24 protein-coding genes are annotated in these 26,149 nt (G+C 70.4%); 12 read left to right on the top strand and 12 right to left on the bottom strand.

Annotated elements, in window-relative coordinates:
- Positions 1-130: 130 nt before the first annotated feature.
- From dapD to MFF24_RS05965, 3 genes are all read left to right on the top strand, one after another.
- A complete protein-coding gene (gene dapD / locus MFF24_RS05975) occupies positions 131-973 on the top strand; it encodes a 2,3,4,5-tetrahydropyridine-2,6-dicarboxylate N-succinyltransferase (protein ID WP_108939731.1) in 843 nt (280 codons plus the stop codon).
- On the top strand, positions 973-1,851 hold the full coding sequence (locus MFF24_RS05970) for an alpha/beta fold hydrolase (protein WP_238223177.1): 879 nt from the start codon (positions 973-975) through the stop codon (positions 1,849-1,851). The genes dapD and MFF24_RS05970 overlap by 1 nt, the downstream gene beginning before the upstream one ends.
- A 225-nt stretch (positions 1,852-2,076) precedes the next feature.
- Positions 2,077-2,955 (top strand): acid phosphatase, encoded by an 879-nt coding sequence (locus tag MFF24_RS05965; RefSeq protein WP_238223175.1) that lies wholly within the window; start codon positions 2,077-2,079, stop codon positions 2,953-2,955.
- 40 nt (positions 2,956-2,995) lie between these two features.
- Here the strand turns inward: MFF24_RS05965 and MFF24_RS05960 are convergent, their stop codons facing one another.
- The gene (locus tag MFF24_RS05960) at positions 2,996-4,306 is read right to left on the bottom strand and encodes a thermonuclease family protein (protein ID WP_238223173.1); all 1,311 of its coding nucleotides are present in this window, start codon (positions 4,304-4,306) and stop codon (positions 2,996-2,998) included.
- 222 nt (positions 4,307-4,528) lie between these two features.
- Positions 4,529-5,347, bottom strand: a complete 819-nt coding sequence (locus MFF24_RS05955) for a hypothetical protein (RefSeq protein ID WP_238223171.1) — start codon at positions 5,345-5,347, stop codon at positions 4,529-4,531.
- 601 nt (positions 5,348-5,948) lie between these two features.
- Here MFF24_RS05955 and MFF24_RS05950 point away from each other — a divergent pair.
- The 3 genes from MFF24_RS05950 (at position 5,949) to MFF24_RS05940 (ending at position 8,897) form a co-directional block, all read left to right on the top strand.
- Positions 5,949-6,878 carry a lipid kinase gene (locus tag MFF24_RS05950; RefSeq protein ID WP_231346392.1) on the top strand — a complete coding sequence of 310 codons (930 nt, stop codon included), beginning with the start codon at positions 5,949-5,951 and terminating at the stop codon, positions 6,876-6,878.
- A gap of 27 nt (positions 6,879-6,905) precedes the next feature.
- Entirely contained in the window at positions 6,906-7,652 is a 747-nt protein-coding gene (locus MFF24_RS05945; RefSeq protein ID WP_108939737.1) for a TerC family protein, read from the top strand.
- A 285-nt stretch (positions 7,653-7,937) separates the two neighbouring features.
- Entirely contained in the window at positions 7,938-8,897 is a 960-nt protein-coding gene (locus MFF24_RS05940; protein ID WP_133088103.1) for a hypothetical protein, read from the top strand.
- 72 nt (positions 8,898-8,969) lie between these two features.
- Here MFF24_RS05940 and fhuF read toward each other — a convergent pair whose 3' ends face one another.
- From fhuF to MFF24_RS05910, 6 genes are all read right to left on the bottom strand, one after another.
- Positions 8,970-9,536 (bottom strand): siderophore-iron reductase FhuF, encoded by a 567-nt coding sequence (gene fhuF, locus MFF24_RS05935; protein WP_283214479.1) that lies wholly within the window; start codon positions 9,534-9,536, stop codon positions 8,970-8,972.
- 681 nt (positions 9,537-10,217) lie between these two features.
- The gene (poxB, locus tag MFF24_RS05930; RefSeq protein ID WP_238223169.1) at positions 10,218-11,951 is read right to left on the bottom strand and encodes a ubiquinone-dependent pyruvate dehydrogenase; all 1,734 of its coding nucleotides are present in this window, start codon (positions 11,949-11,951) and stop codon (positions 10,218-10,220) included.
- Between the two features lie 307 nt (positions 11,952-12,258).
- Positions 12,259-13,602, bottom strand: coding sequence for a transcription termination factor Rho (rho, locus tag MFF24_RS05925; protein ID WP_108939741.1), 1,344 nt, complete (start codon positions 13,600-13,602; stop codon positions 12,259-12,261).
- 275 nt (positions 13,603-13,877) lie between these two features.
- Positions 13,878-14,600: a Smr/MutS family protein gene (locus MFF24_RS05920; protein WP_238223168.1), complete on the bottom strand. Its 723-nt coding sequence runs from the start codon at positions 14,598-14,600 to the stop codon at positions 13,878-13,880.
- Complete coding sequence (gene mltA, locus MFF24_RS05915) at positions 14,597-15,874, bottom strand: murein transglycosylase A (protein ID WP_238223167.1); 1,278 nt, start codon at positions 15,872-15,874, stop codon at positions 14,597-14,599. Before mltA ends, MFF24_RS05920 begins: the two co-directional genes overlap by 4 nt.
- Before the next feature lie 12 nt (positions 15,875-15,886).
- Positions 15,887-16,603: a Tim44/TimA family putative adaptor protein gene (locus MFF24_RS05910; RefSeq protein WP_238223165.1), complete on the bottom strand. Its 717-nt coding sequence runs from the start codon at positions 16,601-16,603 to the stop codon at positions 15,887-15,889.
- Between the two features lie 496 nt (positions 16,604-17,099).
- Between MFF24_RS05910 and secB the strand changes: the two genes are divergently transcribed.
- The 5 genes from secB (at position 17,100) to hisS (ending at position 21,874) form a co-directional block, all read left to right on the top strand.
- On the top strand, positions 17,100-17,606 hold the full coding sequence (secB, locus tag MFF24_RS05905; RefSeq protein ID WP_108939744.1) for a protein-export chaperone SecB: 507 nt from the start codon (positions 17,100-17,102) through the stop codon (positions 17,604-17,606).
- A gap of 319 nt (positions 17,607-17,925) precedes the next feature.
- Complete coding sequence (locus tag MFF24_RS05900) at positions 17,926-19,179, top strand: MFS transporter (protein WP_238223159.1); 1,254 nt, start codon at positions 17,926-17,928, stop codon at positions 19,177-19,179.
- 76 nt (positions 19,180-19,255) lie between these two features.
- Positions 19,256-19,759 carry a DUF3429 domain-containing protein gene (locus tag MFF24_RS05895; RefSeq protein WP_133088108.1) on the top strand — a complete coding sequence of 168 codons (504 nt, stop codon included), beginning with the start codon at positions 19,256-19,258 and terminating at the stop codon, positions 19,757-19,759.
- A 40-nt stretch (positions 19,760-19,799) separates the two neighbouring features.
- On the top strand, positions 19,800-20,171 hold the full coding sequence (locus MFF24_RS05890; RefSeq protein ID WP_238223149.1) for a tRNA-binding protein: 372 nt from the start codon (positions 19,800-19,802) through the stop codon (positions 20,169-20,171).
- A 191-nt stretch (positions 20,172-20,362) separates the two neighbouring features.
- Positions 20,363-21,874, top strand: coding sequence for a histidine--tRNA ligase (gene hisS / locus MFF24_RS05885; protein WP_133088109.1), 1,512 nt, complete (start codon positions 20,363-20,365; stop codon positions 21,872-21,874).
- 87 nt (positions 21,875-21,961) lie between these two features.
- Here hisS and MFF24_RS05880 read toward each other — a convergent pair whose 3' ends face one another.
- Genes MFF24_RS05880 through MFF24_RS05865 form a run of 4 tightly spaced genes read right to left on the bottom strand, consistent with a single transcriptional unit; the run spans position 21,962 to position 24,140 of the window.
- A complete protein-coding gene (locus MFF24_RS05880; RefSeq protein ID WP_238223147.1) occupies positions 21,962-22,786 on the bottom strand; it encodes an apolipoprotein A1/A4/E family protein in 825 nt (274 codons plus the stop codon).
- A gap of 58 nt (positions 22,787-22,844) precedes the next feature.
- Positions 22,845-23,228 carry a DUF3618 domain-containing protein gene (locus MFF24_RS05875; RefSeq protein WP_108939750.1) on the bottom strand — a complete coding sequence of 128 codons (384 nt, stop codon included), beginning with the start codon at positions 23,226-23,228 and terminating at the stop codon, positions 22,845-22,847.
- Positions 23,225-23,647 (bottom strand): phage holin family protein, encoded by a 423-nt coding sequence (locus MFF24_RS05870; protein ID WP_108939751.1) that lies wholly within the window; start codon positions 23,645-23,647, stop codon positions 23,225-23,227. Before MFF24_RS05870 ends, MFF24_RS05875 begins: the two co-directional genes overlap by 4 nt.
- A gap of 13 nt (positions 23,648-23,660) precedes the next feature.
- Positions 23,661-24,140: a hypothetical protein gene (locus MFF24_RS05865; protein ID WP_238223145.1), complete on the bottom strand. Its 480-nt coding sequence runs from the start codon at positions 24,138-24,140 to the stop codon at positions 23,661-23,663.
- A 516-nt stretch (positions 24,141-24,656) separates the two neighbouring features.
- Here MFF24_RS05865 and MFF24_RS05860 point away from each other — a divergent pair.
- Complete coding sequence (locus MFF24_RS05860; protein WP_108939753.1) at positions 24,657-26,081, top strand: alpha,alpha-trehalose-phosphate synthase (UDP-forming); 1,425 nt, start codon at positions 24,657-24,659, stop codon at positions 26,079-26,081.
- Positions 26,082-26,149 lie beyond the last annotated feature (68 nt).

The following is a 26,149-nucleotide window of genomic DNA, read 5'->3' as shown; positions in this document are numbered from 1 at the left end:
CTTTCGCGCCGTCGCGAAACGCCGGCCCGGCCGCAGCGAACCGGCGTCTTCAGGTCTTTGTGTCACCGTGCATTCTCTCGGCGAACCGTTCGCCCCGTCGTCGGAATGCAGTCCAGTCCGGAAAGTCCCGATGTCACACGCCGATCTCGAAAAGACCATCGAAGCCGCCTGGGAAGAGCGCGCGGGCATCTCGACCGCGACCACCGGCGCCGTGCGCGAGGCGGTGGACGAGGCGCTGAACCTGCTCGATTCCGGTCGGGCTCGCGTCGCCGAGAAGGCCGGCGACACTTGGCAGGTGAACCAGTGGCTTAAAAAAGCGGTGCTGCTCTCCTTCCGCCTCAACGACATGGTGCCGATCGAGGGCGGTCCCGGCTCGTCGGCATGGTGGGACAAGGTGCCCTCGAAGTTCTCCGGCTGGGGCGAGACCGAGTTCCGCGCCGCGGGCTTCCGCGCCGTGCCGGGCTGCTTCGTGCGCCGCGGCTCCTACATCGCGCCGGGCGCGGTGCTGATGCCGAGCTTCATCAATCTCGGCGCCCATGTCGGCGAGGGCACCATGGTCGACACCTGGGTGACGATCGGCTCCTGCGCCCAGGTCGGCAAGAACTGCCACATCTCGGGCGGTGCCGGCATCGCCGGCGTGCTGGAGCCGCTCCAGGCCAACCCGGTCATCATCGAGGACAACTGCTTCGTCGGCGCCCGCGCCGAGGTCGCCGAGGGCGTGATCATCGGCGAGGGCTCGGTTCTGTCGATGGGCGTCTATATCGGCGCCTCGACCCGCATCATCGACCGCACCACCGGCGAGACCTTTTTCGGACGCGTGCCGCCCTACTCGGTGGTCGTCTCCGGCACGACGCCCGGCAAGCCGCTCCCCGACGGCACCCCCGGCCCCGGCCTCTACTGCGCCGTGATCGTCAAGCGCGTCGATGCCGGCACCCGCGCCAAGACCGGCATCAACGAGCTGCTGCGGACCTGATGGCAGCGGAGCGCTCCTCGGTCGCCACCCGGATCCTCGACCTCACCGTCGCGGGGCATCGGGTGGCGACGCCTTCGGCCGTGATCGGGGAGGGCGCCGACGCGCTGCTCCTGCCCGCCCTCTCCTCGATCTCGGCCCGCGAGGAGATGCTGCCGCTCGCCCACGAACTCGGCGACACCTACCGCTGCCTCGTGCCCGACTGGCCGGGCTTCGGTGCGCATCCCCGGACCCGGCTGCCGCTGAACCCGGCCAACCTGCACGCCTTCCTCGACGCGCTGCTGGCGGCCGTGCCCGGTCCCTACGCGCTCGGCGTCGCGGCGGGCCATGCCGCGCCCTACCTCGTCGCGGCGGCGCGTCGGCATCCGGGTGCCTTCGCGCGGCTGGTGCTCGTGGCGCCGACCTGGCGCGGGCCCCTGCCGACGGCGATGGGGCCGGAGCGCGCCGGGTGGTTCGGCCGAATCCGCCGGGCGGTCGAGATGCCGCTCCTCGGTGAGGCGCTCTATCGGATCAACATCAGCCCGCCGATCATCGGGCGGATGATGCGCGCCCACGTCTATGCCGAGCCGGCCCACGTCACGCCGGCCGTGGTGGCCGCCAAGCACCGCATCACCCGCCAGAACCGGGGCCGCTTCGGCACCGCGGCCTTCGTGACGGGCGGCCTCGATCCGGCTGCGTCGCGCGAAGACTTCCTCGCCTTGTTCGGACACGGCCTGCCGCCGGTGCAGGTGTTGCGTCCGGATAAGGCGCCGCGCCGCTCCGGCGCCGAGATGGACGCGTTGATCGCCACGGGCCGCGTCACCGCCCTCCCCGTGCCGGGGGCCCTCAGCGCTCACGAGGAATTCTCGGGCGACGTTGCCGCCGCGATCCGGTCCGCCTGATCCGCTCGCGAAGACGGACGGGCTCGGCGGACGCGCATGGCACCGAAGCCCGAAATCGGTATCGCGAGGCAAACGGGCGGGTTTCGTATGACAGGGGGATCGGACTGTGACGCATCTGTCGTACGTCCCTTCTAGACAGGCCCGAAGCATCGGTTCGAGACTGGTGCCCAGTCCCGTCTCCTCCGTCCCGGTCTTTCGATCCGGCGCCCGAAAGCTGCTTCTCCGATGTCCCGCCCGACCCGTGCGCCGGTGCGCCGCGCCGCCCTGCTGACGCTGATCCTCGCGACCGGACCGCTCCATATCGGGTCCGTCCATGCCCAGTCGTCGGGATCGTCCGGCCCGGCGATCGCCGCGCCTTCGCTGGAGAAGGACAAGCTCACGGCCGCCGCCCCGAAGGGCTATCTCAGCGAGGAGGCGACACCGAACCTCGCGGCGATCCTGCCGCCGCCGCCCGCCGGACACTCGGCGGCGGAAGCCGCGGACCGGGCAATCTACAATGCCACGCGGGCCTACCAGGGCACGCCGCGCTGGGCGCTTGCCACCAACGATGTCGCCGATGGCGGGGCCGCGCTGCTGGAGGACTATGCCTGCGTGCTCGGCCAGCGCATCGACCAGACCCGCGTGCCCGATCTGATGCGGCTGCTCGACCGGGCCCGCATCGACGTCGCCCGCGCCACCCGCGTGGCCAAGCGGCGCTACCGCCGCCTGCGCCCCTTCGTCGGCAACGAGGCGCCGATCTGCGTCGCCCGCTCGCCCGAACTCGCCGACAGCTTCAGCTATCCGTCCGGTCACGCCGGGCAGGGCTGGGCCTACGGGATGATCATGGCGAGCCTGATGCCGGAAAAGGCGACGCAGTTTCTGGTGCGCAGCCGGCTCTACGGTGAGAGCCGGGTGGTGTGCGGTGTCCACTGGCTCAGCGACGTGGAGGCTGCCCGCACCGGTGCCTCGGCGCTGATGTCGGTGCTCCTTGCGGATGCCGGCTTCCGCGCCGACCTGGAGCGCGCACGCGCCGACCTGAAGCGTGTCCTGGGCGGGGAGGGGACGAAGCCCGACCCCACGATCTGCGCCCGCGAGGACGCCGCCGCGCGCCAGCCCCTGCTCTGACGAGACGGGCCAGGGCCGATCAGGACCGCCCCTCGGCCCCTTACCGTTTCCAGACGCCGAGCCGCTCGGTGCGGGCATGGTCCTCGGCGGCGACGAGGTCCGGCGTCGCCTCGGACGAGGCGCGGCCGCCGCCGTTGAACAGCACCACCTCGGACAGGTCGCGCCCCTCGACCGTGCAGATATACGCGCTGCTGCCGGGGGCCGGCTGGCAGGTCACCGTGCGCTTGCGCAGGTACTTGCCCAACTCGTCGGCCTGACCGCCGCGGACCCACTCGACGCCGAACAGGCGCACGACCTTGCCGCCCACCCTCAGGGTCGCGGTATCGATCACCTCGGGCACGCCGACGATGGCATTGGCCTCCTTGCGCGGCGGCTGCGGCTCGGGCGGCTGCTCGGTTTCGGCCGGCGGCATCTCCGTGGAGGCGTCGGGCGCCGGGTCCTTCGCCGGGGCGCGGTCCCCCGCCGGTGGGGCCTCGGTCGGGGCTGATTGCGGCGGCTGAGCCTCGGCGGTCTGCCGCGTGGGGCGTCCCGACTCCTCGGCATCGCGCCCGCTCAGCGAGAGCGCGGCGACGAGGCCGGCGCCGGCCAGGGCGCCAAGCGCCATCAGCGCGACCGGGCGGCGGTTGCCGGCGGCCAGCGCGTCCTCTGTCAGGTCGCGCAGCCGTGCCGCGGTCCGGCGCGGCTCGATCCTGCCCGCCACGCGCCGCCAGCCCTCCTCGACGCGGGCGCGCGCCTCGGTCAGGCGGTCTGCGGCCGTCGGCCCGGCCGCGGTCTGCCCAGCCTCGGCTGGATCAAGGGAAGTCCCGACCGGTGCGGGCCGTGGCCGCGCCCTCAGGCGCTCGGCGAGCCGGCTGCGCCAGCCCTCGACGGTCTCGCTGGCGGCACTGGCGAGCGCCCGGCTGCGCTCGGCGGAGCTGTTGGCCAGGGAGCGCGCCAGGGCCGATTGCGTCTCCACGAAGCGGGCGCCCGCGGCCCGCACGTCGGCGATGGTGTCGCGGGCCGGTTCCGGCTCCGGTTCGGGGACAGGGGGCAGGAACAGCGGGGCGTGCTGCGCGCGCAGTTCCTCGACGAGGTCATGCAGCGTCAGCGGCACGCCGGTCTCGGCCTCGCCCCGCAGGCGCACCGCGCCGGTCCGGTCGACGATCCGGTAGCCGGGCACGCCGTCGGCGGGCTCGACGAAGCCCTCGGCGATGAGCGCCAGGGTGCGGCGCGCCACCGGTCGCGCCCCACGCCGGTCGAGTTCGGCCAGGATCAGCGCACGGATGCGGCGGTCGTCCTCGGAGACCGGCGATTCGGGCGGTGCCGCCGTTTCCTCCTTGCTCCGGCCTGCGGCCTTTGCCGATCCCTTCACGCGCGCGATGCCCTGTTCTCGATCGTTCCGGGGCGCCCCCTCTCGAGGCGCCGTCGGCTGCTTCTACAGCATGGACCGGCCTGAGTATCCGGTCGATGCGGCGGCTGAACCCGCGTCTCGTACCAAATCCGATGGATCCCTTCGGGATGGCGGATTTGGCGTCGCTCAAGCGCCGCGCGGGCTTGATGAGACGATCCCCGCTTTGATCAAGCGGAGACCGTCTCAGGCGCCCGCGCGGCTCAGGACGCGGCTCGATTCTGCGACGATGACTGGGGGCCCGCCGGTGAAGCTCACCGTCAGCGTGAGTTCGGCGACACCCTGCGAGCGTCCGCCGCGGGTCGGGCTCTGGGCCGTGAAATCGTGAACGACGCGCACGAGGCAGGTGGCGCTCGCCCCGTCGCAGGCGACCCGCGGCTCCCCCTGCGGCTCGTAGCGCCGCTCCGGCCAGCGCCGGGCGAAGCGCCGCTTCTCGGCAAGCAGCGCCCCGATCGACATGACGCGCCCGTGGAAGCGCACCGTGCCGCCGTAGAAGCGGGGCGCGGAGGCCAGCATCGCGCCGTTGGGCGCCGAGACGCTGTCGAGATAGTCGAGGCTCAGGCGCCGCGCGGTCACGGCCCAATCCGAGAAGCGCGGATCCGGCTCGCTCCGTGCCATCCGGGCGGGCGGCGGGGCAGGGCGCTCGGCGAGGCGCTCCGTCCGTGCGGTGTGGGCCTGGCCCTGCTCGCGTGCGCGCTCGCGAATGGCGGCCCGGCGTTCGCGACGCATCTCGGCCGCGCGGGTGCGGTCGTGACGGCGTGTCTCCCGCCGGGCCGGAGAGGGGGCGGCCGACCGGTGTGCGTGGGTTCGCCCGTCCGCTTCCGCCTCGAAGCGAGGGCCCGGCTTGCTCGACGGCTTGGCCGCCGGCTTCGCGCGCTCGCCCTCAGAGGCGGAGGGGCCGGATTTCCCCGGTGGATCGATCCAGTTCGATCCCGACTGCGCCAGGGCGGCCCCGGTCGCGCAGGCCGAGGAGAGGAGGAGGGTCAGAAACAGGACGGGGCGCATGACGGAGCCGATCGGGCGAGCAGGCCTGAAGGTGCCTCACGAAGCGCCCGGCGACCGTCGGTTCTCACCTCGGACGGATGACGGCGGCGGGCATTCCGCAGAAGGCGGTCGGTGGGACGGAACGCGTGACCGCACCGCGACGGTTCCACGCTCTTCGCCACCGATCGCGTTCCTATACCGCGTCCGCTCCCCTTTGCGACAGGCGCCGCGCCGAAGCGCCCGTTACCCCCGTTGTCCCTCCCCGGCGCGATCCCGAGACTGGCTTGCCCGTCTTCGACCCTTCGCATGCTTTTGCACCCTCAGCGTGCTTCTGCTCGTCCCGTTTCCCGGCCCCTTGCCAACACGCGGGAAGTCCCCACCTTGAGCGTGGCGGTCCTGGTCTCCTCCTGTCCGCAGGGCGGAACAGGCCGAGCGTTCCCGGCGGGGGCGTTGGGCGGGATTGCCGAGGACGGGTCCGGGCCCCTCTGACGGTCGAGGCGTCGATCGTGATGTCGGATTCTTATCGACGCTGGCGCGAACGCGGCGCTTGAGCGTGTGAGGACAGCCTTTTGCCGGCCATGGTGGTTTCCCTGTTCCGTCCGGTCACGCGCGGAGCGGGCGCTTGAGCGCGACCCCGAATCCGAAGAAGCGCCGCGCACTCCTTCTCGTGAACGGAAAGGCCCGCAGCGGCTCCGCGCCGCTGGATGCGATCCGGACGATCCTCCGCGAGGGCGGCCTCGACCTCATCGAGCCTCAAGGCAGCACTGATTGCAAGGAAGTGATCGGGCGCCATGCCGGCGCGGTCGATCTCGTCATCCTTGGCGGTGGCGACGGCACCATGAACGCGGCGGCGCCGGCCCTGGTCGAGACGAAGCTGCCCTTCGGCATCCTGCCGCTCGGCACCGCCAACGATCTCGCCCGCTCGCTGGGCCTGCCCCTCGAACCGGAGGCGGCCGCGGGGCTGATCCCCACGGCGCCGGAGAAGGCGATCGACCTCGGCTGGGTCAACGGGCACTACTATTTCAACGTGGCGAGCGTCGGCTTCTCCGCCGACCTCGCCAGCGAATTGACGGCGGATGCCAAGAAGGCCTGGGGCACGGTGGGATACGCCATCGCCGCGATTCGCCTGCTGCGCCGCGCGCGCCCCTTCACGGTGACGATCGAGCATGATGGCCGCACCGAGAAGGTGACGACGATCCAGGCCTCGGTCGGCAACGGCCGCCATTACGGCGGCGGCATGACGGTGCAGGAGGACGCCACCGTCGATGACGGGCGGCTCGATTTCTACAGCCTGGAGGTCGCCCATTGGTGGCGGCTGATTGCGCTGCTGCCGGCCCTGCGCCGGGGCACCCACGGCAAGGCCGCGGATGTGCGCGCCTTCGAGACGACGGAACTGGTCCTGACGACCCGCAAGCCGCGGGCGGTCAACACCGACGGCGAACTCACCACCTGGACGCCGGCTCATTTCAAGGTCGTGCCGAAGGCCGTGCGCGTTCTCGCGCCGCCGAACGCCGCACCCGGCGCCACGAGCCGCTTTCCTCTTCCCTTCTGAACCGACCGACGACGGGTGGACTTCCCCTTGGACAGCCTGCTGCAACTCACCGCCGATCCGACCGCCTGGGCCGCCCTGGCGACTCTCGTGGTGATGGAGGTCGTGCTCGGCATCGACAACCTGATCTTCATCTCGATCATCACCAATAAGCTGCCGGCCGAGCAGCAGAGCCGGGCCCGGCGCATCGGCATCGGCCTCGCCCTGATCCTCCGGCTTGCCCTGCTCGGCACCGTGGCCTGGATCGTCCACCTCACCGAGCCGGTCTTCGAGGTATTCGGGAAGGGCTTCTCCTGGCGCGACCTCATCCTGATCGCGGGCGGCCTGTTCCTCTTGTGGAAGGCGACCAAGGAGATCCACCACAGCGTCGATCCGAGCCCGGAGGAGAAGATCGGCAATGCGGCCACGATCACTTTCGGCTCTGCCATCGTCCAGATCCTGATCCTCGACCTCGTCTTCTCGATCGACTCGATCATCACCGCCGTCGGCATGACCGAGCACGTCGCGATCATGGTCATCGCCGTCGTTTCCGCCGTGACCGTGATGCTGCTCGCCGCCGACCCGCTCTCGCGCTTCATCGCCGCCAACCCCACCGTGGTGATGCTGGCGCTCGGCTTCCTCATCATGATCGGCATGACGCTGCTCGCCGAGGGCTTCGGGGCGCATGTGCCGAAGGGCTACATCTACACAGCCATGGCCTTCTCGGCGGGCGTGGAGATTCTCAACATGCTGGCCCGCCGCCGCAGGCGGGCGAAGACCCCGGCCGGGCGGGCCTGAAGCGCGGCTGTTTTCCCGTGAAAACTGCCGACGGGATGGGGCATCGCGCTGGATCCGGTATCCAGCGCGATGCGCAAAGGCCCGTTATTTCTGCATCGCCCCGGAAGCTGGAGACCACCTTTCGGGGTGATGCACTGGGACCGGATGCGGTCGATCTGAGCGAAGCGCTCAACGAACAGTCAGGCATGACGGCCGAATCTCGACCGCTCCAGCCCGCGCGGTAAGGGTCCGTTCACGCCGAACCGGTCGCTTGAGCGGATTGACCTGATCCCAGGCGACCGCTCCATGCGCTTCCTTCTCGCACCGGCCCTGCTCGCCGCCGCGTGCGGCCCTGCCTTTGCCGCCGCGCCCTCGCCGTTCCGCGCGACCCTCGACGCGGCCGGCGGCTGCGGCGCCCACCGTGGCCTCGCCGAGGAGCGGCTCGGCCGGCTCGGCGCTGCCTCGGCGACCGCCGTGCCGCAGGGCGATGCCGATCTGTTCGGCAAGCCCGCCGGGCAGTGGACCGACGCCGAGATCCGCGACGCTCTCACCGCCTATGCGGACTGCGAGATCCGATCCGGCCCCGCCGGCACCGCGCGGAGTGAGCGACTCGCCCGCGAGCTGCGCGGCCTCGACGCGGCTCTGCGCCGAGCCATCGTTGCCGGGCATGCCCAGGCCCCGCTCGAAGTCGGAGTGGAACGGGCGCCGCACGGCGCCGGCCGCGGGGATGTTGCGGGCGCAGCCGGCCGGCTGCGCCAGGGACCAGCCTTTACTCCCGCCCTGCGCGGAGGGGGCGCCGCACCGATCGCCCCGCGCGCCGTCGCAGCACCCGGCGGCACCCGCTCCTCGGACGTGCCGCGCACGGTCGCCGCGGCACCCGCGGCCTTGCCCGGTGGATGGGATGATGCGCCCCCGGCCCCAGGGTGGCACGCGCAGCCCGCGGCTGCCGATCCGGCACCGGCCGCGCCGTCCGAACCGGTGCGGGCCGCCGCTCACCGGCCGCCGACGGAGCGCACCCAGTGTCCGGTTAGTCTCGTCACCTTCGAGCTGCTCCAAGCCGAGATGCGTCTTCCCGAGGTCGAACGCCTGCTCGGCTGCCGCGGTACCCTCGATGCCACCGCGACGATCCCCGGGCTCGGCAGCTTCGAGACCTATCTCTGGTCCGACCGCGGCAGCAGCGCCACCGTGACACTGGTCTTCCAGAACAATCGCCTGCGCTCGAAGGTACAGCGCGGCCTCGTCGCGGAAGCCGGGCGCGGCGGCTGAGCGCTCGAACACGCTCACAGCCTCTCGGTGCCGCTGATTTCGACACTCACCTCAGGACGAGGGAGGATGGGATCAGCCGCCCGTCGCACCCTGCCCGAGAAGGGGACAGATTCCCTCGCATCTGGAGAATCCGGGCAAACCGTTCCGCAGGCAGCAGACCCGGCGACGCGGCGCGTCCAGGCCCGCCAACGCGTCACTGCGCATCAGGGTAAGTGCCGCGCAGGCTTCGCGTGGCCAGCGCAGAGCCTGTAGCGCCTCGGTCGCCTCGTCGGCCCGGTCCGCGTTTTCCCGCGCGATCGTCTTCAGCGTCCAGAACAGATGACCGCCGGCATTCTCCCATAGCAGACGGCGCGACAGCCCTGTCTCGGCCCTCAAAGCCTGAATCACCGGCATGATGCCCTCGGCCAGCAACCGGTCCACCTGGGCCGGAAGAGGGGAGGGGAGGGCGAGCTCCGGTGCGAGATGGAGGGTTTCCGGCAAGCCCGAATCCGGTGCGAAGCGGATCGCCTCGACGGCCACGGCCACCCCGAGCCGCGCGCCCACTGCCAGCGTCGGCGCGATCAGCGCGGCGAAGAGGTAGGCGCTCCACAGCGAGGCGACCGCCTTGCGCTCGGCTCCGGGATAGGCATCCGCGAACAGGGCGATCCCGTCGGGGATCGCTTCGCGCGCGAGCTCCGGCAGCGCGCAGGCCTGCGGATCGGGGTCGCGGCGAAGCCGGCCTGAGAAGGAGGCGAAGGCACCGGTCAGGGCGCTGTCGAGGAGATCTTGCGTAACGGGGGCCAGGGCGGGCTTCGCCTCACCAGCGATCGATCAGACTTGCGGTGAACGGGCAGGGCTGGCCACGAGAGCAGCCACCGCTTGGCATGCGAAATAGCGGCGGTCGAACTCGTTGTTCACGTTGACTTGACGTCGCATGCCCGCCAGCCGCGGATCAACCTTGGCGACGTGGTAGGCCGCCACCGCGTCGAACCGCGTTACGGTCGCGTTGCGGACGCAGCCCCGCACTTCGTTGGCCGGGCCGGTACCGGCGTAGCGGAGGCCGCCGCCCCTGCTTGTCCCCGACCCCAACGCTGCCGGGCGCGGGTGAAAGGGACGGGTGCGCCGGTTGCCGTGCGCTCTGCGCCGGGCCCCGTCCCGCTGGCTGGCCACGACGGCCCTCGATCGAAATGGTTTCCAGCGTCGTGCCCGCCTGCTGGGCGAGGATCGGTCCGGCCAGCGTCGTTCCGGTCAGGTCAGGAGCAGCCCGGGGATGTGCGGGCATCGACTTCGGGCAACCCGGCGCGGCTCCCTCCAGAGAGGCCACGCCGGTGCCGTTCCGGTTCAGCGCAGCAGGTTGGTCTTGGCCAGATCGAGGATGGCGTCGCCGCGCCCGTTCATCACCGCCTGGAGGGCGTAGAGGCTAAAGCCCTTCACCTGCTCGGCCTGGAGCTTGGGCGGCATGGCCAGCTCCTGGCGATTCGTCACCACGTCGAGGAGGGCGGGTCCGGGATGGGCCAGCACGTCGCGGATTGCGCCTTCCAGATCACCCGGATCCTCGACCCTGTGGGCATGGATGCCGATGGCGTTGGCCATGGCGGCGAAATCGGGATTGTCGAGCGTCACGCCGGTCTCGAGATAGCCCGCGGCCTTCATCTCCAGCTCGACGAAGCCGAGCGTGCCGTTGTTGAAGATGACGACCTTCACCGGCAGCTTCTCTTGGCGGAGCGTGAGGATGTCGCCCATCAGCATGGCAAAGCCCCCGTCACCCGACAGCGAGATTACCTGCCGGCCGGGGCTCGCCGCCTGGATCCCGATGGCGTGGGGCAGGGCGTTGGCCATCGAGCCGTGGGCCCAGGAACCGATCAGGCGGCGCCCGGCGGTCATGCGGAGGTAGCGCGCCGCCCAGACGGTGGGCGTGCCGACATCGGCCGTGAACACGGCGTCTTCGTGCGCCGCCTCGCTGAGGAGCCGGGTGAGGTATTGCGGGTGGATCGGCTTGCGCCCCGGCTTGCCGGTGGCGAGGTCGTCGAGGTCTTCGCGCGCCTTGGCATAGTGCTTGAGGCTGGCCTCCAGGTGGCGGGCATTGTCGTTGCCGGTGAGACGCGGCAGCAGCGCCTCGATCGTGGCGGCGACATCCCCGACGAGGCCGACGTCCAGCCGGCAGCGCTTGCCCAGATTCTCCGGGCGCAGATCGACCTGCGCGATCCTGGCATGCTCGGGGTAGAACTGGCGGTAGGGGAAGTCCGTGCCGAGCATCAGCAGGGTCTCGCAGGCCTCCATCGCCGCGTAGCCCGAGGAGAAGCCGATCAGGCCGGTCATGCCGACATCGTAGGGGTTGTCGTGCTCGACATGTTCCTTGCCGCCGAGCGCGTGGACGATCGGGCTCTTGAGCCGCTCCGCCAGCCGCATCAGCGGCGCGTGCGCCCCGGCGCAGCCGCGCCCGCACAGCAGCGTGATCTTTTTGGAGGCGTTGAGAAGGTCGGCTAGGCGGTCGAGCTCGTCGGCCGGCGGCACGGTGACGGGCGTGCGCGGGCGCAGGGTCGCCGGCGCGGCAAGGGCGCGCTTGGGCGCCTCCTTGAGGGCGACCGTGCCGGGGATGACCACCACGGCGACGCCGCGCCGGCCCACCGCCGTGCGGATCGCGGTCTCGAGGACGTTGGGCAACTGCTCCGGATCGGAGACCAGTTCACAGAAATGGCTGCAATCGCGGAACAGCTCTTCGGGGCGCGTCGCCTGAAAGTAGTTGAGGCCGATCTCGCTCGACGGGATGTGGGCGGCGATCGCCAGCACAGGCGTGCGGGTGCGGTGCGCGTCGAACAGGCCGTTGATGAGGTGGAGGTTACCCGGTCCGCACGAGCCGGCGCAGACCGCGAGTTCGCCGGTCACCTGCGCCTCGCCCGCGGCGGCAAACGCCGCGACCTCCTCATGGCGGACATGGACCCAATCGATGACGCCGCGGCTGCGGATCGCTTCCGTGATCCCGTTCAGGCTGTCGCCGACGAGACCGTAGATGCGGCGCACCCCCGCCTGCTGGAGCGTCTCGACCACGAGATCCGATACGTTGCGGGTTGCCATGCGCCGTCTCCGAACAGAACCGCCTCGTGAGGCGGTGACGGCGGGCCAACGTCACACCCAACCGATGGTTCGAATGGCTGGAAGATTTTGCGATTACTGCACAATTTCGCATGAAGGGAGCACGGCTCCCGGCAGGATCGTCCTTCGTCATCGGGGCGCTTGGAGCGCTTCGGCTTTGCCTCGCAGTGACGGTGCGGAACCGAGCTGATCATGCGAGGGGCGTGCGACACGAAAAGAGGCCGGCCGATCATCTCGGCCGGCCTCTCGCCGGGATGTCCCGGAAAGCCGTTGCGCCAGGCGGTTCGCCTTACGTGTTCATCGAGTCGAAGAAGTCGCTGTTGCTCTTGGTCTGTCGCAGCTTGTCCATGAGGAACTCGATCGCGTCGGTGACGCCCATCGGGTTGAGGATGCGGCGCAGCACGTAGGTCTTCTTGAGCGAATCCGGCGGCACCAGCAGCTCTTCCTTACGGGTGCCGGAGCGGGTGATGTCGATGGCCGGGAAGATGCGCTTGTCCGAGACCTTGCGGTCGAGAATGATCTCGGAGTTGCCGGTGCCCTTGAACTCCTCGAAGATCACCTCGTCCATGCGCGATCCGGTGTCGATCAGTGCGGTCGCGATGATGGAGAGCGAGCCGCCCTCCTCGATGTTGCGGGCCGCGCCGAAGAAGCGCTTGGGCCGCTGCAGGGCATTGGCATCGACGCCGCCGGTCAGCACCTTGCCGGAGGACGGCACCACGGTGTTGTAGGCGCGGCCGAGGCGGGTGATCGAGTCGAGGAGGATCACCACGTCGCGGCCGTGTTCGACCAGGCGCTTGGCCTTCTCGATCACCATCTCGGCGACCTGCACGTGGCGGGTGGCCGGCTCGTCGAAGGTCGAGGCGATGACCTCGCCCTTCACCGAGCGGATCATGTCGGTCACCTCTTCCGGGCGCTCGTCGATGAGCAGCACGATGAGGTAGCATTCGGGGTGATTGAGGGTGATCGACTGCGCGATGTTCTGCATCAGCACGGTCTTGCCGGTGCGCGGCGGCGCGACGATCAGAGCGCGCTGGCCCTTACCGATCGGCGAGACGATGTCGATGATGCGGGGCGAGAAATCTTTCTTGGTCGGGTTGTCCAGTTCGAGCTTGAACCGCTTGGTCGGGAACAGCGGCGTCAGGTTGTCGAAGTGGACCTTATGCTTGATCTTCTCCGGGCTCTCGAAGTTGATCGTGTTGACCTTGATCAGCGCGAAGTAGCGCTCGCCGTCCTTGGGGCCGCGGATCGGGCCTTCCACCGTGTCGCCCGTGCGCAGGCCGAAACGGCGGATTTGCGTGGGCGAGATGTAGATGTCGTCCGGGCCGGGCAGGTAGTTCGAGTCGCTCGAACGCAGGAAGCCGAACCCGTCCTGGAGCACCTCGACGGTGCCGGCGCCGATGATCTCGGTCTCGTTGGCCGCGAGCTGCTTGAGGATCGCGAACATCAACTCCTGCTTGCGCATGGTCGAGGCGTTCTCGACCTCGACCTCCTCCGCGAAGGTGATGAGTTCGGTCGGCGATTTGGACTTGAGGTCCTGGAGCTTCACCTCGCGTCGGGCGGCGAGATCGGCCGGCGCGACGGCGGCTTCGGCCGGAGCTTCGACGGGGGCGAGAGCGTCGTTCTGTGACGTCATGTGGGGAGATGCAACCAACGAAGGGCGGGAAGAAATCGGCCGGTTCGGGAGCAGGGCCGGGCGCCGGGGAAGCGCCCCGGGATCCGTAGCCGTCGCGGGCGCGCGGCCCGGCCCACGCATCGGTTCCGCTGGGCCGAAGAGACCGAGGAATGCGACACGGCTGCAATGGGAGAGCATGGCTCAGTAGCGCGTTTCGCCACCCGGCTCAAGAGCCCTTTGCTGATTTTACCTCAGGTGCCACCGGGCCGGGATCGGCAGGCGTTTCGTCGTCGGGCTCAGCGCCGCCGCAGCCGCACGTAGAGGGCGCCGGCTCCGCCATGGTGACGCGCCGCCTCCTCGAAGCCGATCACGAGACCGCGCAGTTCCGGGCCCCGCAGCCAGTGGGGCACGCTGCGCCGGAGCACGCCGCGCTCCGAGAAGCCGCGGTCAGACCCACCGAACCCCTCTCCGCCCTTGCCGGTCACCACGAGCACGCGGGCATGCCCCGCGGCGCGGGACCGCAGCAGGAAGCCGACCAGAGCGGCGTGCGCCTCCGCTTGGTAGAGGCCGTGCAGGTCGATGCGTGCCTCGATCGTCAGGGTGCCGCGCTCCAATCCGCGCCGCTCGCGCCGCTCGAGCCCTGGCGCGCCCGGTGAGGCCGGCGCGGGAACGGGAGCCGGCGCGGCGGAAGCACGGGCGATCTCGGGCGCGAGGTCGCCGAGCTTGAGCGGCTTCGAAGCGGCGCGCGGCAGCGGGACGGCCGGCGTCGGCCGCGCCGGGGGAGGGGAGGCGGATTTCGGTGCGGTTTTCGGGGAGGGCCTGGTTGCCGGTTTCGCGGCCGGCCTCGCGACCGTCGGCGGCATGGTGGGCTTCTCCGCCTCGCCCGCAGGTGCTTTCGCCGCCACCTTCCGCGGCCGGGCGCGGCCCCGCAGCGGCGTGATCAGCTTGGCGATCTCGCCCCAGAGATGGGCCTCCTCGCGCGAGAGCAGGCGGGGGCGCCGCGGTGGCCGCTCCCTCACGGCCGCGGCTCCCCGCCGACGGCCTCCGGCACGGCCGCGTCCTTCGCCGCGTCGTCCTTCGCGGCGGGCGCCGGCTTCGGGAGCAGCACGACGAACCCCATGCGGTCGTGCAGGTCACCCGCCGCCCGGCCCGCAGCGGCGCCGGTGCCGACATAGAGATCGCCCCGCGCCGGACCGACAATGGCCGAGCCGGTATCGGCGGCCACGACGAGGTGGCCGCGCCCGGGCTGGCCCGGCAGCTTGCCCTCCAGCCAGAACGGCAGCCCGTAGCGCCACAGGTTGCTGTCGACGGCCATGCTGCGCCCCGGACTGAGCGGCACGCCGGCCGCACCGGGCGGGCCGAGGGTCGGGTCTGTCACCGGCTCGGTCCGAAAGAAGATGTAGGACGCGTTCATCCGCATCAGCCGGCGAGCGTGGTCCGGATTGGCCCGCAGCCAGGTGGTCCAGCGCTCCAGGCTCAGGCCGTTGAGGGGCAGGTGGCCCTCGGCGACGAGGAGCTTGCCGATCGAGGTATAGGGCTGGCCGTTCTTGCCGTCGTAGAGCACCCGCATCCCGCGCCCGTCGGGAAGCCGCACCCGGCCGGACCCCTGCACCTGCAGCACGAAGAGATCGACGGAATCGCGCAGCCACAGCAGCGGCCGGATCCGCTCGCCGAGCGCCCCGTCCTCGATCGCGGCGCGGTCGGGATAGGGCACGAGGCCGGTCTCGGTGCGCCGGCCGGCTCTATAGACGGGGTCGAGCCCCGGCGCGGTCTCGCCGGGAGCGAGGCTGACGAGGTCGTCGGGCCGGGCCAGCACGGGGGCGGTGTAGCCGGGGCCAGGCGTGAGCGACCCTGTCAGTTCCGGCTCGAAATAGCCGGTGAGGAAGCCGACCCGGCGCTCCGGCTCCGTGCCGGAAGCCGGGCGCACGATGCGGTAGGCGGAAAACCGTGCCTCGAAGAATTTCTTCGCGTCCTCAGGCCGCACCGCGGCTGCGGCGGCACAGGCGGTCGCGAGGTCGGCAGGCGAACCCGTCACCACCTGGGCCTGCGGCGGGTTCGGCCCCGGCCCGGCGCAGGTGCGGCGGAAGGTGTCGAGGGCCGCCGCGCCGTCATCCTCGCGCCAGCCGGGGAGAGCTTTGAGCGCGACCGGTTCCAGTACGGCGCCCGGCACTTGGGGAGCCCCCTGCGGCGGCACGCGCGGCGGTTCGGCCGCGGGCTGCGACGCGGCGGGAACGGAAACGGCCGCAGCGGCGAGGACCGCTGCGGCCGAAAGGGAAACGCGGGAACGCGGCATGACGCGGATCGATCAGCCGCCCGCGTCGGTGGCGACGAGCTGCCAGTTCGGGTCGCGCGAGCCCAGCGTGCGGGCGAAGGTCCACACGTCGGGCACCTCGACACCGGTCTCGGCATTGCCGTCGATCACCTTGCCGTCCGCGTCGCGGGTGGCGGTGATGAGGTTGGAGAGGAAGCGCACGGTGACCTGCGCCACGCGGTTCTTCACCTCGACGGCGACCATCTCCGCCTTGTCGATGGAGATGAAGGTGGTCTCGACGGTCTCGCGGCGCTTCTCGCGCTCCGAGATCGCCCGCTCGAAGCCCTCGCAGACCTCGCGCGAGAGCAGCGCGCGCAGGGTCTTGCGATCGCCCTTGGCGAAGGCGATGACGATGGCCTCGTAGGCTCCCTTGGCGCCCTCCAGGAAGGCGCGCGGCTCGAAGCCCGGCTCGACCTGGACCACCTGCTCCAGGCCGCGGGCGACCGCCGAGCCCGGCTCGGCGATGCCGCGCCAATCGCGGGGCGCGGTCTGGACCGCCGCGGCCTGTCCGCGGTCGGCGCCGGGCAGGCGCACCACGTTGTCGCCCTCACTGCGGCCGGCGGCCGGCGGCTCGGTGCGATTGCGCTCGACCGGCCGGAACGGCGAGCGCTCAGTGCCGGTCTTCTGGCCGAGGACCGAGCGCAGCCGCCAGATCACGAAGACGGCCAGCGCCAGGAAAATCAGAGTGGTTGCGTCGAAGGAATCCTGCATCACCGATCCGAATCGTGACCGTCGCACACATAAATCCGGCGCCCGCGAGGCTGCCCGGACGAGAAGGGCCGTTCCGTGATCCTGCCCACCGTGCTCCGGCAGATGATCTTGCGAGGTCCCCGCCCGTCACCGGAAAAGGGTTCGCAAAACCGGCTCTTAGCCGAGGGCGGCGCGGGGATCGAGCCGGAAACGGGCGTCTTGATAGGCGCTTGGGTCTGAGTGTCTCCGACTGTTCGAAGTGCGTGACCTTATCGTGATATGGGCGCACCTGCGAGCTATTCCAGGCAAACGAATGATACGAGGCTCCGCGTCCCATTCGCGCGCGCCCCGTTCGTGTGAGGGCTGAGGTTCCGGGCCTTGCCCGCGGGACCGACGGCGTCTCGCTCGGGTTCGGCTTGTTCGCCGCATACGGGCATGGTAGCCGCAGCCCGCGCCGGAGGGGCGCTCTTCGCGCGGAACACGTGCGCGCAAGACGACGCAAGTAAGGAGAGACGCCATGGCCGATACCGCGGCACCGAACGGCAACGGCGCGCAGTCCCAGGATCTCGCGCCCGCGATCAACGCGCTGGCGCAATACGCCAAGGATCTCTCCTTCGAGAACCCGAACGCGCCGCGCTCCCTGCAGCCGCAGGAGGGCGGGCCTCAGATCAACATCCAGGTCAACGTCAACGCCCAGCAGATCGCCGAGGCCGATTTCGAGGTCGAGCTGACGCTGGAGGGCGATGCCAAGATCCAGAACGAGGTGCTGTTCGCCTTCGAACTGAAATATGCTGGCATCTTCCGCATGCGGAACATCCCGCAGGAGCAGATCCACCCGGCGGTGATGATCGAGTGCCCGCGCCTGCTCTTCCCCTTCGCGCGCCAGATCGTCGCCGAGGCGGTGCGCAACGGCGGCTTCCCGCCCCTCTACATCGACCCGATCGATTTCGTCGGCCTCTACCAGCAGAAGATGATGGAAGCCCAGGCGGCCGGCCAGGGCTCGGGCGCCCCGCTCGCCTCCTGAGGCGGAGCTTCGAGGCTTTCCCCTCATCCGGAAGGTCTTGCGGATCATCAAGCCCACGCGGCGCTTGAGCGACAGCCAAATCCGCCATCCGAAGGGAACAATCGGATTTGGTATGAGACCCCGGTGCCGATGGCGCCGGGGTTTTTTCATCGGCTCCGTCCCGCCGCGCCGAGCGGTCGCGGCCAGGCGCGGGCGGTTTTCGGCGTTGAGGCGGGGTAGGGCGTCCCGGCCCCATGATCGCCTCCTCCATTGCTCCTCGATCGGTGCTGCGTTAGGGGGCCGCCCCCGGCCCTCCGGCCGGCTCAGCTCCAAGGACAGCATGGCGCCCACCACCCACCTCGCCCTGATCAACGTCTTCATCGGCGACATCCAGGGCGGGCTCGGGCCGTTCCTCGGCACGTGGCTCGCGCAGATGCGGCAGTGGAGCCCCTCGCAGGTCGGGCTCGTCACCACGCTGGTGGGCGCGGGCGTGCTGCTGCTGAGCGGTCCCTTCGGCGCGCTGGTCGACCGCCTCGGGCGACCGCGCCTGCTCATCGTGATTTCCTGCGCCGCGATCCTCGCCGGTACGCTGCTTCTGATGCCGGCCCATTCCTTCGTGCCGGTGCTGGCGGCGCAGTTCCTGGCCGCCGCCGGCGGAACGCTGCTGCTGCTCGCCGTCACGGGGCTGACGCTCGGCGTCGTCGGCAAGGAGGCGTTCCCGCGCCAGCAGGGGCGCAACCAGGCCTTCAACCATGTCGGCATCCTGATCGCTGCCGGGCTCATCACCTTCGGCACCGCCCATTTCGGGCCGGAGATCGCCTTCTGGGTGCTCGGTGCCATGGCAGCGGCAGCCATCGCCGCCACGCTGGCGATGCCGGCCCGCGCCTTCAACCGGCGCCGGGCGGTGGGCTTCAAGGAGGAGGACGAGGCGGAGCCGGCGCGCTCCTCCTACGCGCAGATCTTCACCAACCGGCGGCTGCTGGTGCTTGCCGTGGCGCTCGCCCTGTTCCAGCTCGGCAATGGCGGCATGCTGACCCTGCTCGGGCAGAAGCTCGTCCACACGGCGGACAACCCCACCGCCTGGACCGCCCGCTACGTCATGGTGGCCCAACTCGTGATGGTGCCGGTGGCGCTCGCCGCCGGCTCGCTCGCCGACCGGCGCGGCCGGCGCCAGCTCCTCATCGCCGCCTGCCTCGCCCTGCCGGTCCGGGCGGCGCTCTCCGCCTTCATCGACGACCCCGTCTGGCTCATCTCGGCCGAAATCCTCGACGGCGTGGCCTCCGGCATCATCGGCGTGGCGGTGCCGGTGGTGGTGGCCGACCTGACCTGGGGCTCGGGCCGCACCCAGACGGCGCTCGGCACCGTCAACGCCGTGCAGGGGGGCGGCGGCGCGCTCTCGGCCTGGTACGGCGGCCTCGCCCAGGAATGGTTCGGCTGGAGCGGGTCCTTCCTGGCGCTCGGCGCGGCGGGTGTTCTGGCGCTCGCCCTGGTCTGGTGGCTCGCCGCCACCACCGAGGACAGCCGGTCCCAGCATCGTCGCAGCCGGCGCGACGAGCGCCGCCGCGCCGCGCTTTCCGCCGAGAAGCCGGCCTGAGCTGCGTCCGACCAGCACGGAACAGGCCGGCGCGCCAGCCGTTCACAGGGCGCTTTTCCCCGGTCGCGAGGCGCGCATGGCCGAAACCCTGGACGACGAGACCGGCCGCACGATCCGCGTCTATGAGCCCCGCACGGTTCCCTGGCTCAGCGTCGTGTTCGGCTACGGCCCGATGCTGCCCTTCATCGCCGGGGCGGTTCTGGTCTGGCTGCTGCCCGGTGCTCTGGCCGAGGCGGTCTTCACCCTGACGCTGCTCTGGGCCTGCGCGATTCTGCTGTTCCTCGCCGGCGTGCGCCGCGGCGTCAGCTTCCGCACCGAGGGCGGGGCGACGGTCACCCAGATCGCCACGATGCTGAGCCTGTTCCTGCTCGGCTACGGCGCCCTCATCGCCTTCGCGCTGGGCAAGCCGGCGATCGCCCTTGGCCTGCTGATTGTCGGCTTCACCGAGATCACGATCCTCGATCCGATCGCCGCGCGCCGGGGCGAGGCGCCCCTGTTCTTCGAGCGCCTGCGGCCGGCGCAGATCCCGCTCGCGGTCCTCGGCCTCGCGGCGCTGCTGGCCTACCGTCTGACGCTGTGAGATGCCCTTGCGGGAAATCCCCGCGCGCTTGGACCGGCCCATGCATGTCAGCCACGATCCCACGGCCCCGGAATCCGAAAAAATCGGGTTCGACACCTTCCTCGCCGTTGATATCCGCGTCGGCACCGTCGTCTCGGCCGAGCCCTTTCCCGAGGCGCGCAAGCCCGCGATCAAACTCCTCATCGATTTCGGGCCGGTGATCGGGACCAAGCGCTCCAGCGCACAGATCACCGAGCATTACACGTCCGACACGCTGGTCGGCCGGCAGGTCGCGGCGGTGGTGAACTTCCCGCCGCGCCAGATCGGGAAGTTCCTGTCGGAGGTGCTGACGCTGGGCTTTGCCGACACCGCCGGCGCCGTCGTGCTGTTCGCTCCCGACCAACCCGTGCCGGATGGCAGCCGGCTGTTCTGACTTCTTGCCGGCCTCACATGCCGGCGCCCGCCTCCCCGGACTGCCTCGGCCCCTCAGGCTTTCGCGCCGCGAAGCCGCTCACGCAGCTTCGAGCGATCGCCTCAGGTTCCACACCCCTCGGGTTGCCGCCTCACGGCCGCCTGCGATAGAGCCGGGCTTCCCTTCAAAGAACCGCTCCGATCGGCGACGACATGGCCAAGGCCGACACTCTGAAACCCCGCCTGCCGCGCGGCTTTCCCGACCGCACCGAGGCCGACCTCCTGGCCCAGGGCCGGATGCTGGACACGATCCGGCAGACCTTCGAGCTCTATGGCTTCGAAGCGCTGGAGACGCCCTTCGTCGAGTACACCGAGTCGCTCGGCAAGTTCCTGCCGGACCTCGACCGGCCGAACGAGGGCGTGTTCTCGTTCCAGGACGACGACGAGCAGTGGCTCAGCTTGCGCTACGATCTCACCGCGCCGCTCGCCCGCCATGTCGCGGAAAACTTCGACGCAATCCCGAAGCCGTATCGCAGCTATCGGGCGGGCTACGTCTTCCGCAACGAGAAGCCGGGGCCGGGCCGCTTCCGCCAGTTCATGCAGTTCGATGCCGACATCGTCGGCGCTGCTTCCGTCGCGGCCGATGCCGAGACCTGCATGCTGATGGCCGACACGCTGGAGCGGCTCGGGCTCGCCGGGCAGTACGTGGTCAAGGTCAACAATCGTAAGGTGCTCGACGGTGTGATGGAGGCGATCGGCCTCGCCGGTCCCGACAAGGCCGGCCAGCGCCTCACCGTGCTGCGCGCCATCGACAAGCTCGACCGCCTCGGCGCCGACGGCGTGCGCCTGCTGCTCGGCCCCGGCCGCAAGGACGAGAGCGGCGACTTCACCAAGGGCGCTGGCCTCGCGGACGACGCGATCGAGCGCATCCTGGCCTATGTCGGCTTCGAGGCGAGCCCGCACGAGGGCGCCGACCGGATGGCGTTCTGGGAGAAGTTCTTCGGGTCTTGGCACGCGGTGGTCGGCGATTCCGAGACCGGCCGCGAGGGCATCGCCGAACTCCACGCGATCATGCGGCTGTGCGAGGCGGCGGGCTACGGCCACGACCGGGTGCGCGCCGATCCGAGCGTGGTGCGCGGGCTCGAATACTACACCGGCCCGGTCTACGAGGCGGAACTGACCTTCCCCGTCACCAACGAGGACGGCCAGACCGTGCGCTTCGGCTCGGTGGCAGGCGGCGGGCGCTATGACGGCCTCGTCGGGCGCTTCCGCAGTGAGCCGGTGCCGGCGACCGGTTTCTCGATCGGCGTCTCACGGCTTTTCTCGGCTCTGCGGCTGACCAAGAGCCCGCTGGTCGAGGGCGCGGCCAAGCCCGGCCCCGTCGTCGTGCTGGTGCTCGATCGCGAGAACATCGCCGAGTATCAGGCGCTGGTCGCGCGGCTGCGGGCCGAAAACATCCGGGCCGAACTCTATCTCGGTGCCGCTGGGATGAAGGCGCAGATGAAATATGCCGACCGCCGTCGCGCCCCCGCGGTGGTGATCCAGGGTTCGAACGAGCGCGAGGCCGGAGAAGTCCAGATCAAGGACCTGATCGAGGGTGCCCGCGCGGCGGAAGCAATCGCCAGCAACGCCGAGTGGAAGGCGGCCCGCCCCGCCCAGGTCTCGGTGCCGGTGGAGCGGATGGTCGAGACGGTCCGCGAGACGCTGGCCCGGCATTTCGGGTGAGGCACTGACCGGGAGCGGTCGTCTTCAAGGGGATGCGCATCCCCTCTCCCCGTGTGCAGGGAGAGGGGGAAGACCGGTGCTTGATCGTTACAGACGGTGCGTCGTCCGGTCGGTCTCGTCGAAGCCCGGCCGGGAGGCAGTCGGTTGGCCGGTCGCTTTGCCCGTCGGTTGGCCCGTCGCCGGCCCGCCCTGCGGGCCCCCTTCCGCGCTCGCCCGCTTGACCGCGGCGTCGAGGTTCTCGGGGTCGAGCGCTGTCTCGACGAAGGCACGGCCGCGATGGGTCAGGTCGCGAGCGTAGCGGATCCCCTGGTCGCGCAGGTCGTCGGCGTAGGGGCCGAGCGCCCGGTCTTCCTGACGTGTGCGCGGCAGGAGCGCGCCGAGCAGCAGGCCGGCGGCGAGGCCGACCACGCCGACGAGGAGCGGGTTCTCGGAGACGAACTGCTCGGTCGCAGTGCGGCCCTCGTGCAGGCGGCGGGTGCCGCGATCGGCGAGGTCGGCCGCGCGCCGACGTTGCGTCTCGTAGCGATCCTCCGCCCAGGAGCGGGCATCCTCGTAGGTCTCGCTCGCCCGCTCGCGGACCGCGCGGACCGTGTCACCGGCTTGGCTGCGGGCGGAATCGGCCGCCTCGCTCACCCGGTTTTTGACCTCCGAGGCCCGGTCCGCCGCCTGATCACGCAGGTTGCGCGCGCCTTCCCGTGCCTGTTCGCTCGTGTCCTCCAGGCCGGCCTGGAGGCGGGCATTGGCGTCGCGGCCCTGCGCGGTCGCCCGGTCGGCGATGTCGTGAAGGCTGTGATCGACGCCGGTCTCGCGGGGCATGCCGGAGCGGGCGGCGATGTTCTCCGGCAGGGTCTCCACCGGGGCGCCGACGGGCGGCGTGGTGACGGGGCCTTGATGGTTGGGGCCTTGGCTCATGATGGGCTCCACTGTCTGCGGCCGTCGGCGCGGGGATTCGCGCGCGGCCCGTAACGGGTCAGACCTGACGCTCGGGCGGCAGATCGTGGGGGGGACGTCCGCCGGGGGCGTCGGGATCGTAGGTGCGGTCGGCGCCGGTCACCGTGACCGGTTTGGAATCGACCGGTACCAGGGCACGTGAGGTCGGGCGGCGAACCGTCCGCATGCCGTTGAGCAGCAGGCCGACACCCGCCGCGATCAACAGCACCGGAAGGGGGTTGCGCCGCACCGCCAGCAGGGCGTCGTCGTAGAAGCCGCTGTAGGGCGTCTGCCGGGCCGAGCCGAGCATCTCGTCGACGAGGCTCGACGCGTTGAGGCGCCCCTGGATCCGGTCGATCGTCTCGTCGAGACGCGCACGGCTCTGCTCGATGTCCTTCTCCAGGTCCGAGATCGATTCGCTCATCCCGAAACCCTTTCCGTCAGCGCGCGGGCATCCTGCCGGACCTGCCGCGTGGTCCGGGTCGGCGCGAGATTCGACAGCGACATCGCCCGGGCACCGATGATGCCGAGCACCACCGCCACGAGCAGCAGCCCGCCGCCGACCAGCAGCGCCGCGAGCCATTCGGAGCCCACCAGCGTCGCGACGTACTTCACCAAGGCGCCGATCAGCACCAGCATGGCGGTGACCGCGAACACCGCCGCCAGCACCATCATCGCCAGGCCGACGAACAACGAGCGGACGTTACTCGTCATCTCCGTGCGGAAGAGAGCGATCTCCTTGCTGGCAAGCTCGCTCGCCTCGCGCAGGGCGTCCGCGACGAGGGACTGGATCGAAGAGGGGGGCGGAGGGGGTGAGGCGGATGGATTATTGGGGCTTGCCATGGTTCCCGTCCCCTCAGGCCCGGTAGCCGTCGTAGGCGCGCTTCGGCTCCACCTCGCCCGACGCCTTGACGAAGCGCGACAGCAGGAAGCCCGCCGCGAAGGCTCCTACCGCGACGGTCACCGGGGAGCGGCGGGCATAGGCCTCGGCCTCACGGTAGAAATCGTCGAGGCTGCGCCGCTCGATCGAGCCGGCGAGATCGTCGAGGCCCTCAGCCGCGCTGTCGAAGAAGGCGCGGATGTTGGGGCGGTCATCGAAGGTCTTCCCGGAATCGCGCAGGGACTTGGCGAGGTCCGAGACGGAGCGGGCGGCCTCACCCTTGCGGTCGTCGACATAGGCGAGCGCCTGCTGTCGCGCGGCCGCAGCGAGCCCCTTGCTGCGCTCGGCCGCAAGGCTGGCGGTGTCCTCCACGTCGTGGCGCAGATCCTCCAAATCGGCCTTGGTCTCGGCCGGCTTGGGGCCGCCGACGGGACCTGGGGACGCGGACGATGTCATGGGCGTGTCTCCGGCTGGACTCTCTGGATCGGCGCGGGTTGCGCTTCGATCTGCGATGAACTCGGCCGGAGAACCGTTTGCCGCCTCGTGGGGTTCCGCTTTCAGAGCCCCTTCCGCGCGGCCTTGCGCTGGACGGAGGGAGTTCGGGCGTAATGAGAAAATGCGAGGAAGCACCGCCACCCCCATGTCGACGTTTCCACCGATCGCACGCCGTGGGCGGGTTCTGCTCCGGGGCTGGATGTCAGCGCCCGTTCAGCTTGGCCCTTGCATGGTGGCGCCGGCTCTGCTGCACTGCCGAGAACGTGGACGTGCACGGGAGCCGGGCGGGCGGATGCGGGATGGAACAGCGGTGACATCGTCGGGCCGCCTGCTTGACCCGCCGGTGGCGATGCGCTTGGCTGCCGTCCGACGGATCGCGCCAGGCTTCCGCGCGTTTTCCCCCAGACGCAAGACCCTCAAGACCCTTAGGCCGGCGCGCCCCGCGTGCCGGCTCCAGCGAGGACCGGAGCCGGGTTCGTGGCACGTCTGATCATCGTCTCCAACCGTGTCGCCGTGCCCGCCGAGGGCAAGGATGCGGTCTCCGCAGGGGGGCTCGCCGTCGCAGTCAAGGAGGCGTTTTCCTCCTACGAGGGACTGTGGTTCGGCTGGAGCGGAAACATCTGCGACAATCCGAGCACCGAGCCGGAGCTGATCGACCGCGGGCCGATCCAGTACGCCGTCCTCGATCTCTCGCCGCAGGACCACCGCGAGTACTATGCCGGCTTCGCCAACCGGGCGCTCTGGCCGATCATGCACTACCGGATCGGGCTGGGAACCTTCTCCCGCTCGGATTATGCCGGCTATCAGCGGGTCAACCAGACCTTCGCCCAGGCGCTCGCCAAGCTGGTCGAGCCCGACGACCTGATCTGGGTGCACGACTACCACCTGCTGCCGCTGGCCTCCGAGCTGCGCGGCCAGGGCATCGCCAACCCGATCGGCTACTTCCACCACATCCCGTGGCCCGCGGCCGACGTGTTCAACACCCTGCCGGCGAGCAGCGAATTGCTGCGCGCCATGGCCGATTACGACCTGATCGGTCTGCAGACCGATTCGGACGTGCAGAACCTCTCGCGCAACTTCATCGATACGATGCGGGCGATCCCGCTCGGCGGCGGCTCGATGATGGTCGACGGGCGCCGGACCCGGATCCGCTCCTTCCCCATCGGCATCGATGTGGCGAGCTTCAAGGAGGCCGCCGACAAGGCCGGCTCCAACAAGGTGGTGCGCGAGACCATGGCGGGCCTGCGCACGCGCAAGCTGCTGATCGGCGTCGACCGGCTCGACTACTCGAAGGGTGTGCCCGAGCGGATGGAGGCGGTGGACCGCTTCTTCGCCTCGAACCCCGACCAGCGCGGCAACGTCGTCTACATCCAGATCACACCGAAATCCCGCAGCGAGGTGCCGGAATACGAGCAACTCTCGCGCGAGGTGAACGAGAAGGTCGGCGACATCAACGGCATGCTCGGCGAGCCAGCCTGGACGCCGATCCAGTACGTCACCAAGGCCTACCCGCGTCCCGTGCTCGCCGGCCTCTACCGCGCCGCCCGCGTCGGTCTGGTCACGCCGATGCGCGACGGCATGAACCTAGTCGCCAAGGAATACGTCGTCGCCCAGAGCGAGGAGGACCCCGGCGTCCTCGTGCTGTCCAAGTTCGCGGGTGCCGCACGGCAATTGCCCGAGGCCTTGCTCGTGAACCCCTACGATCGCTTCGAGGTCGCCGAGGCGATCCGGCAGGCGCTCTACATGCCCCGCGGCGAGCGCCTGGAACGCTGGAAGCCGATGGCCGATCGCATGCTGCGCGAGGATGTCGATTGGTGGGCGCGCAACTTCATGGCGGAGCTGGAGACCTTCCGCACCGTCGAGCGCGAGCCGCCAAGCACGACGGCGGCGGCGGCGGAGTAGTTTTGCCCGAATGGCGAAGCGGTTGATTGTCCGAACCGCTTGAGTTTTTTTGAATCGATCGAGGCATT

Origin of the sequence: Methylorubrum aminovorans (assembly GCF_022179725.1) — a bacterium.
Lineage (GTDB): Bacteria > Pseudomonadota > Alphaproteobacteria > Rhizobiales > Beijerinckiaceae > Methylobacterium > Methylobacterium aminovorans.
Note: the sequence above shows the minus strand (reverse complement) of the source record. Positions and strands in the feature narration are given on the sequence as shown.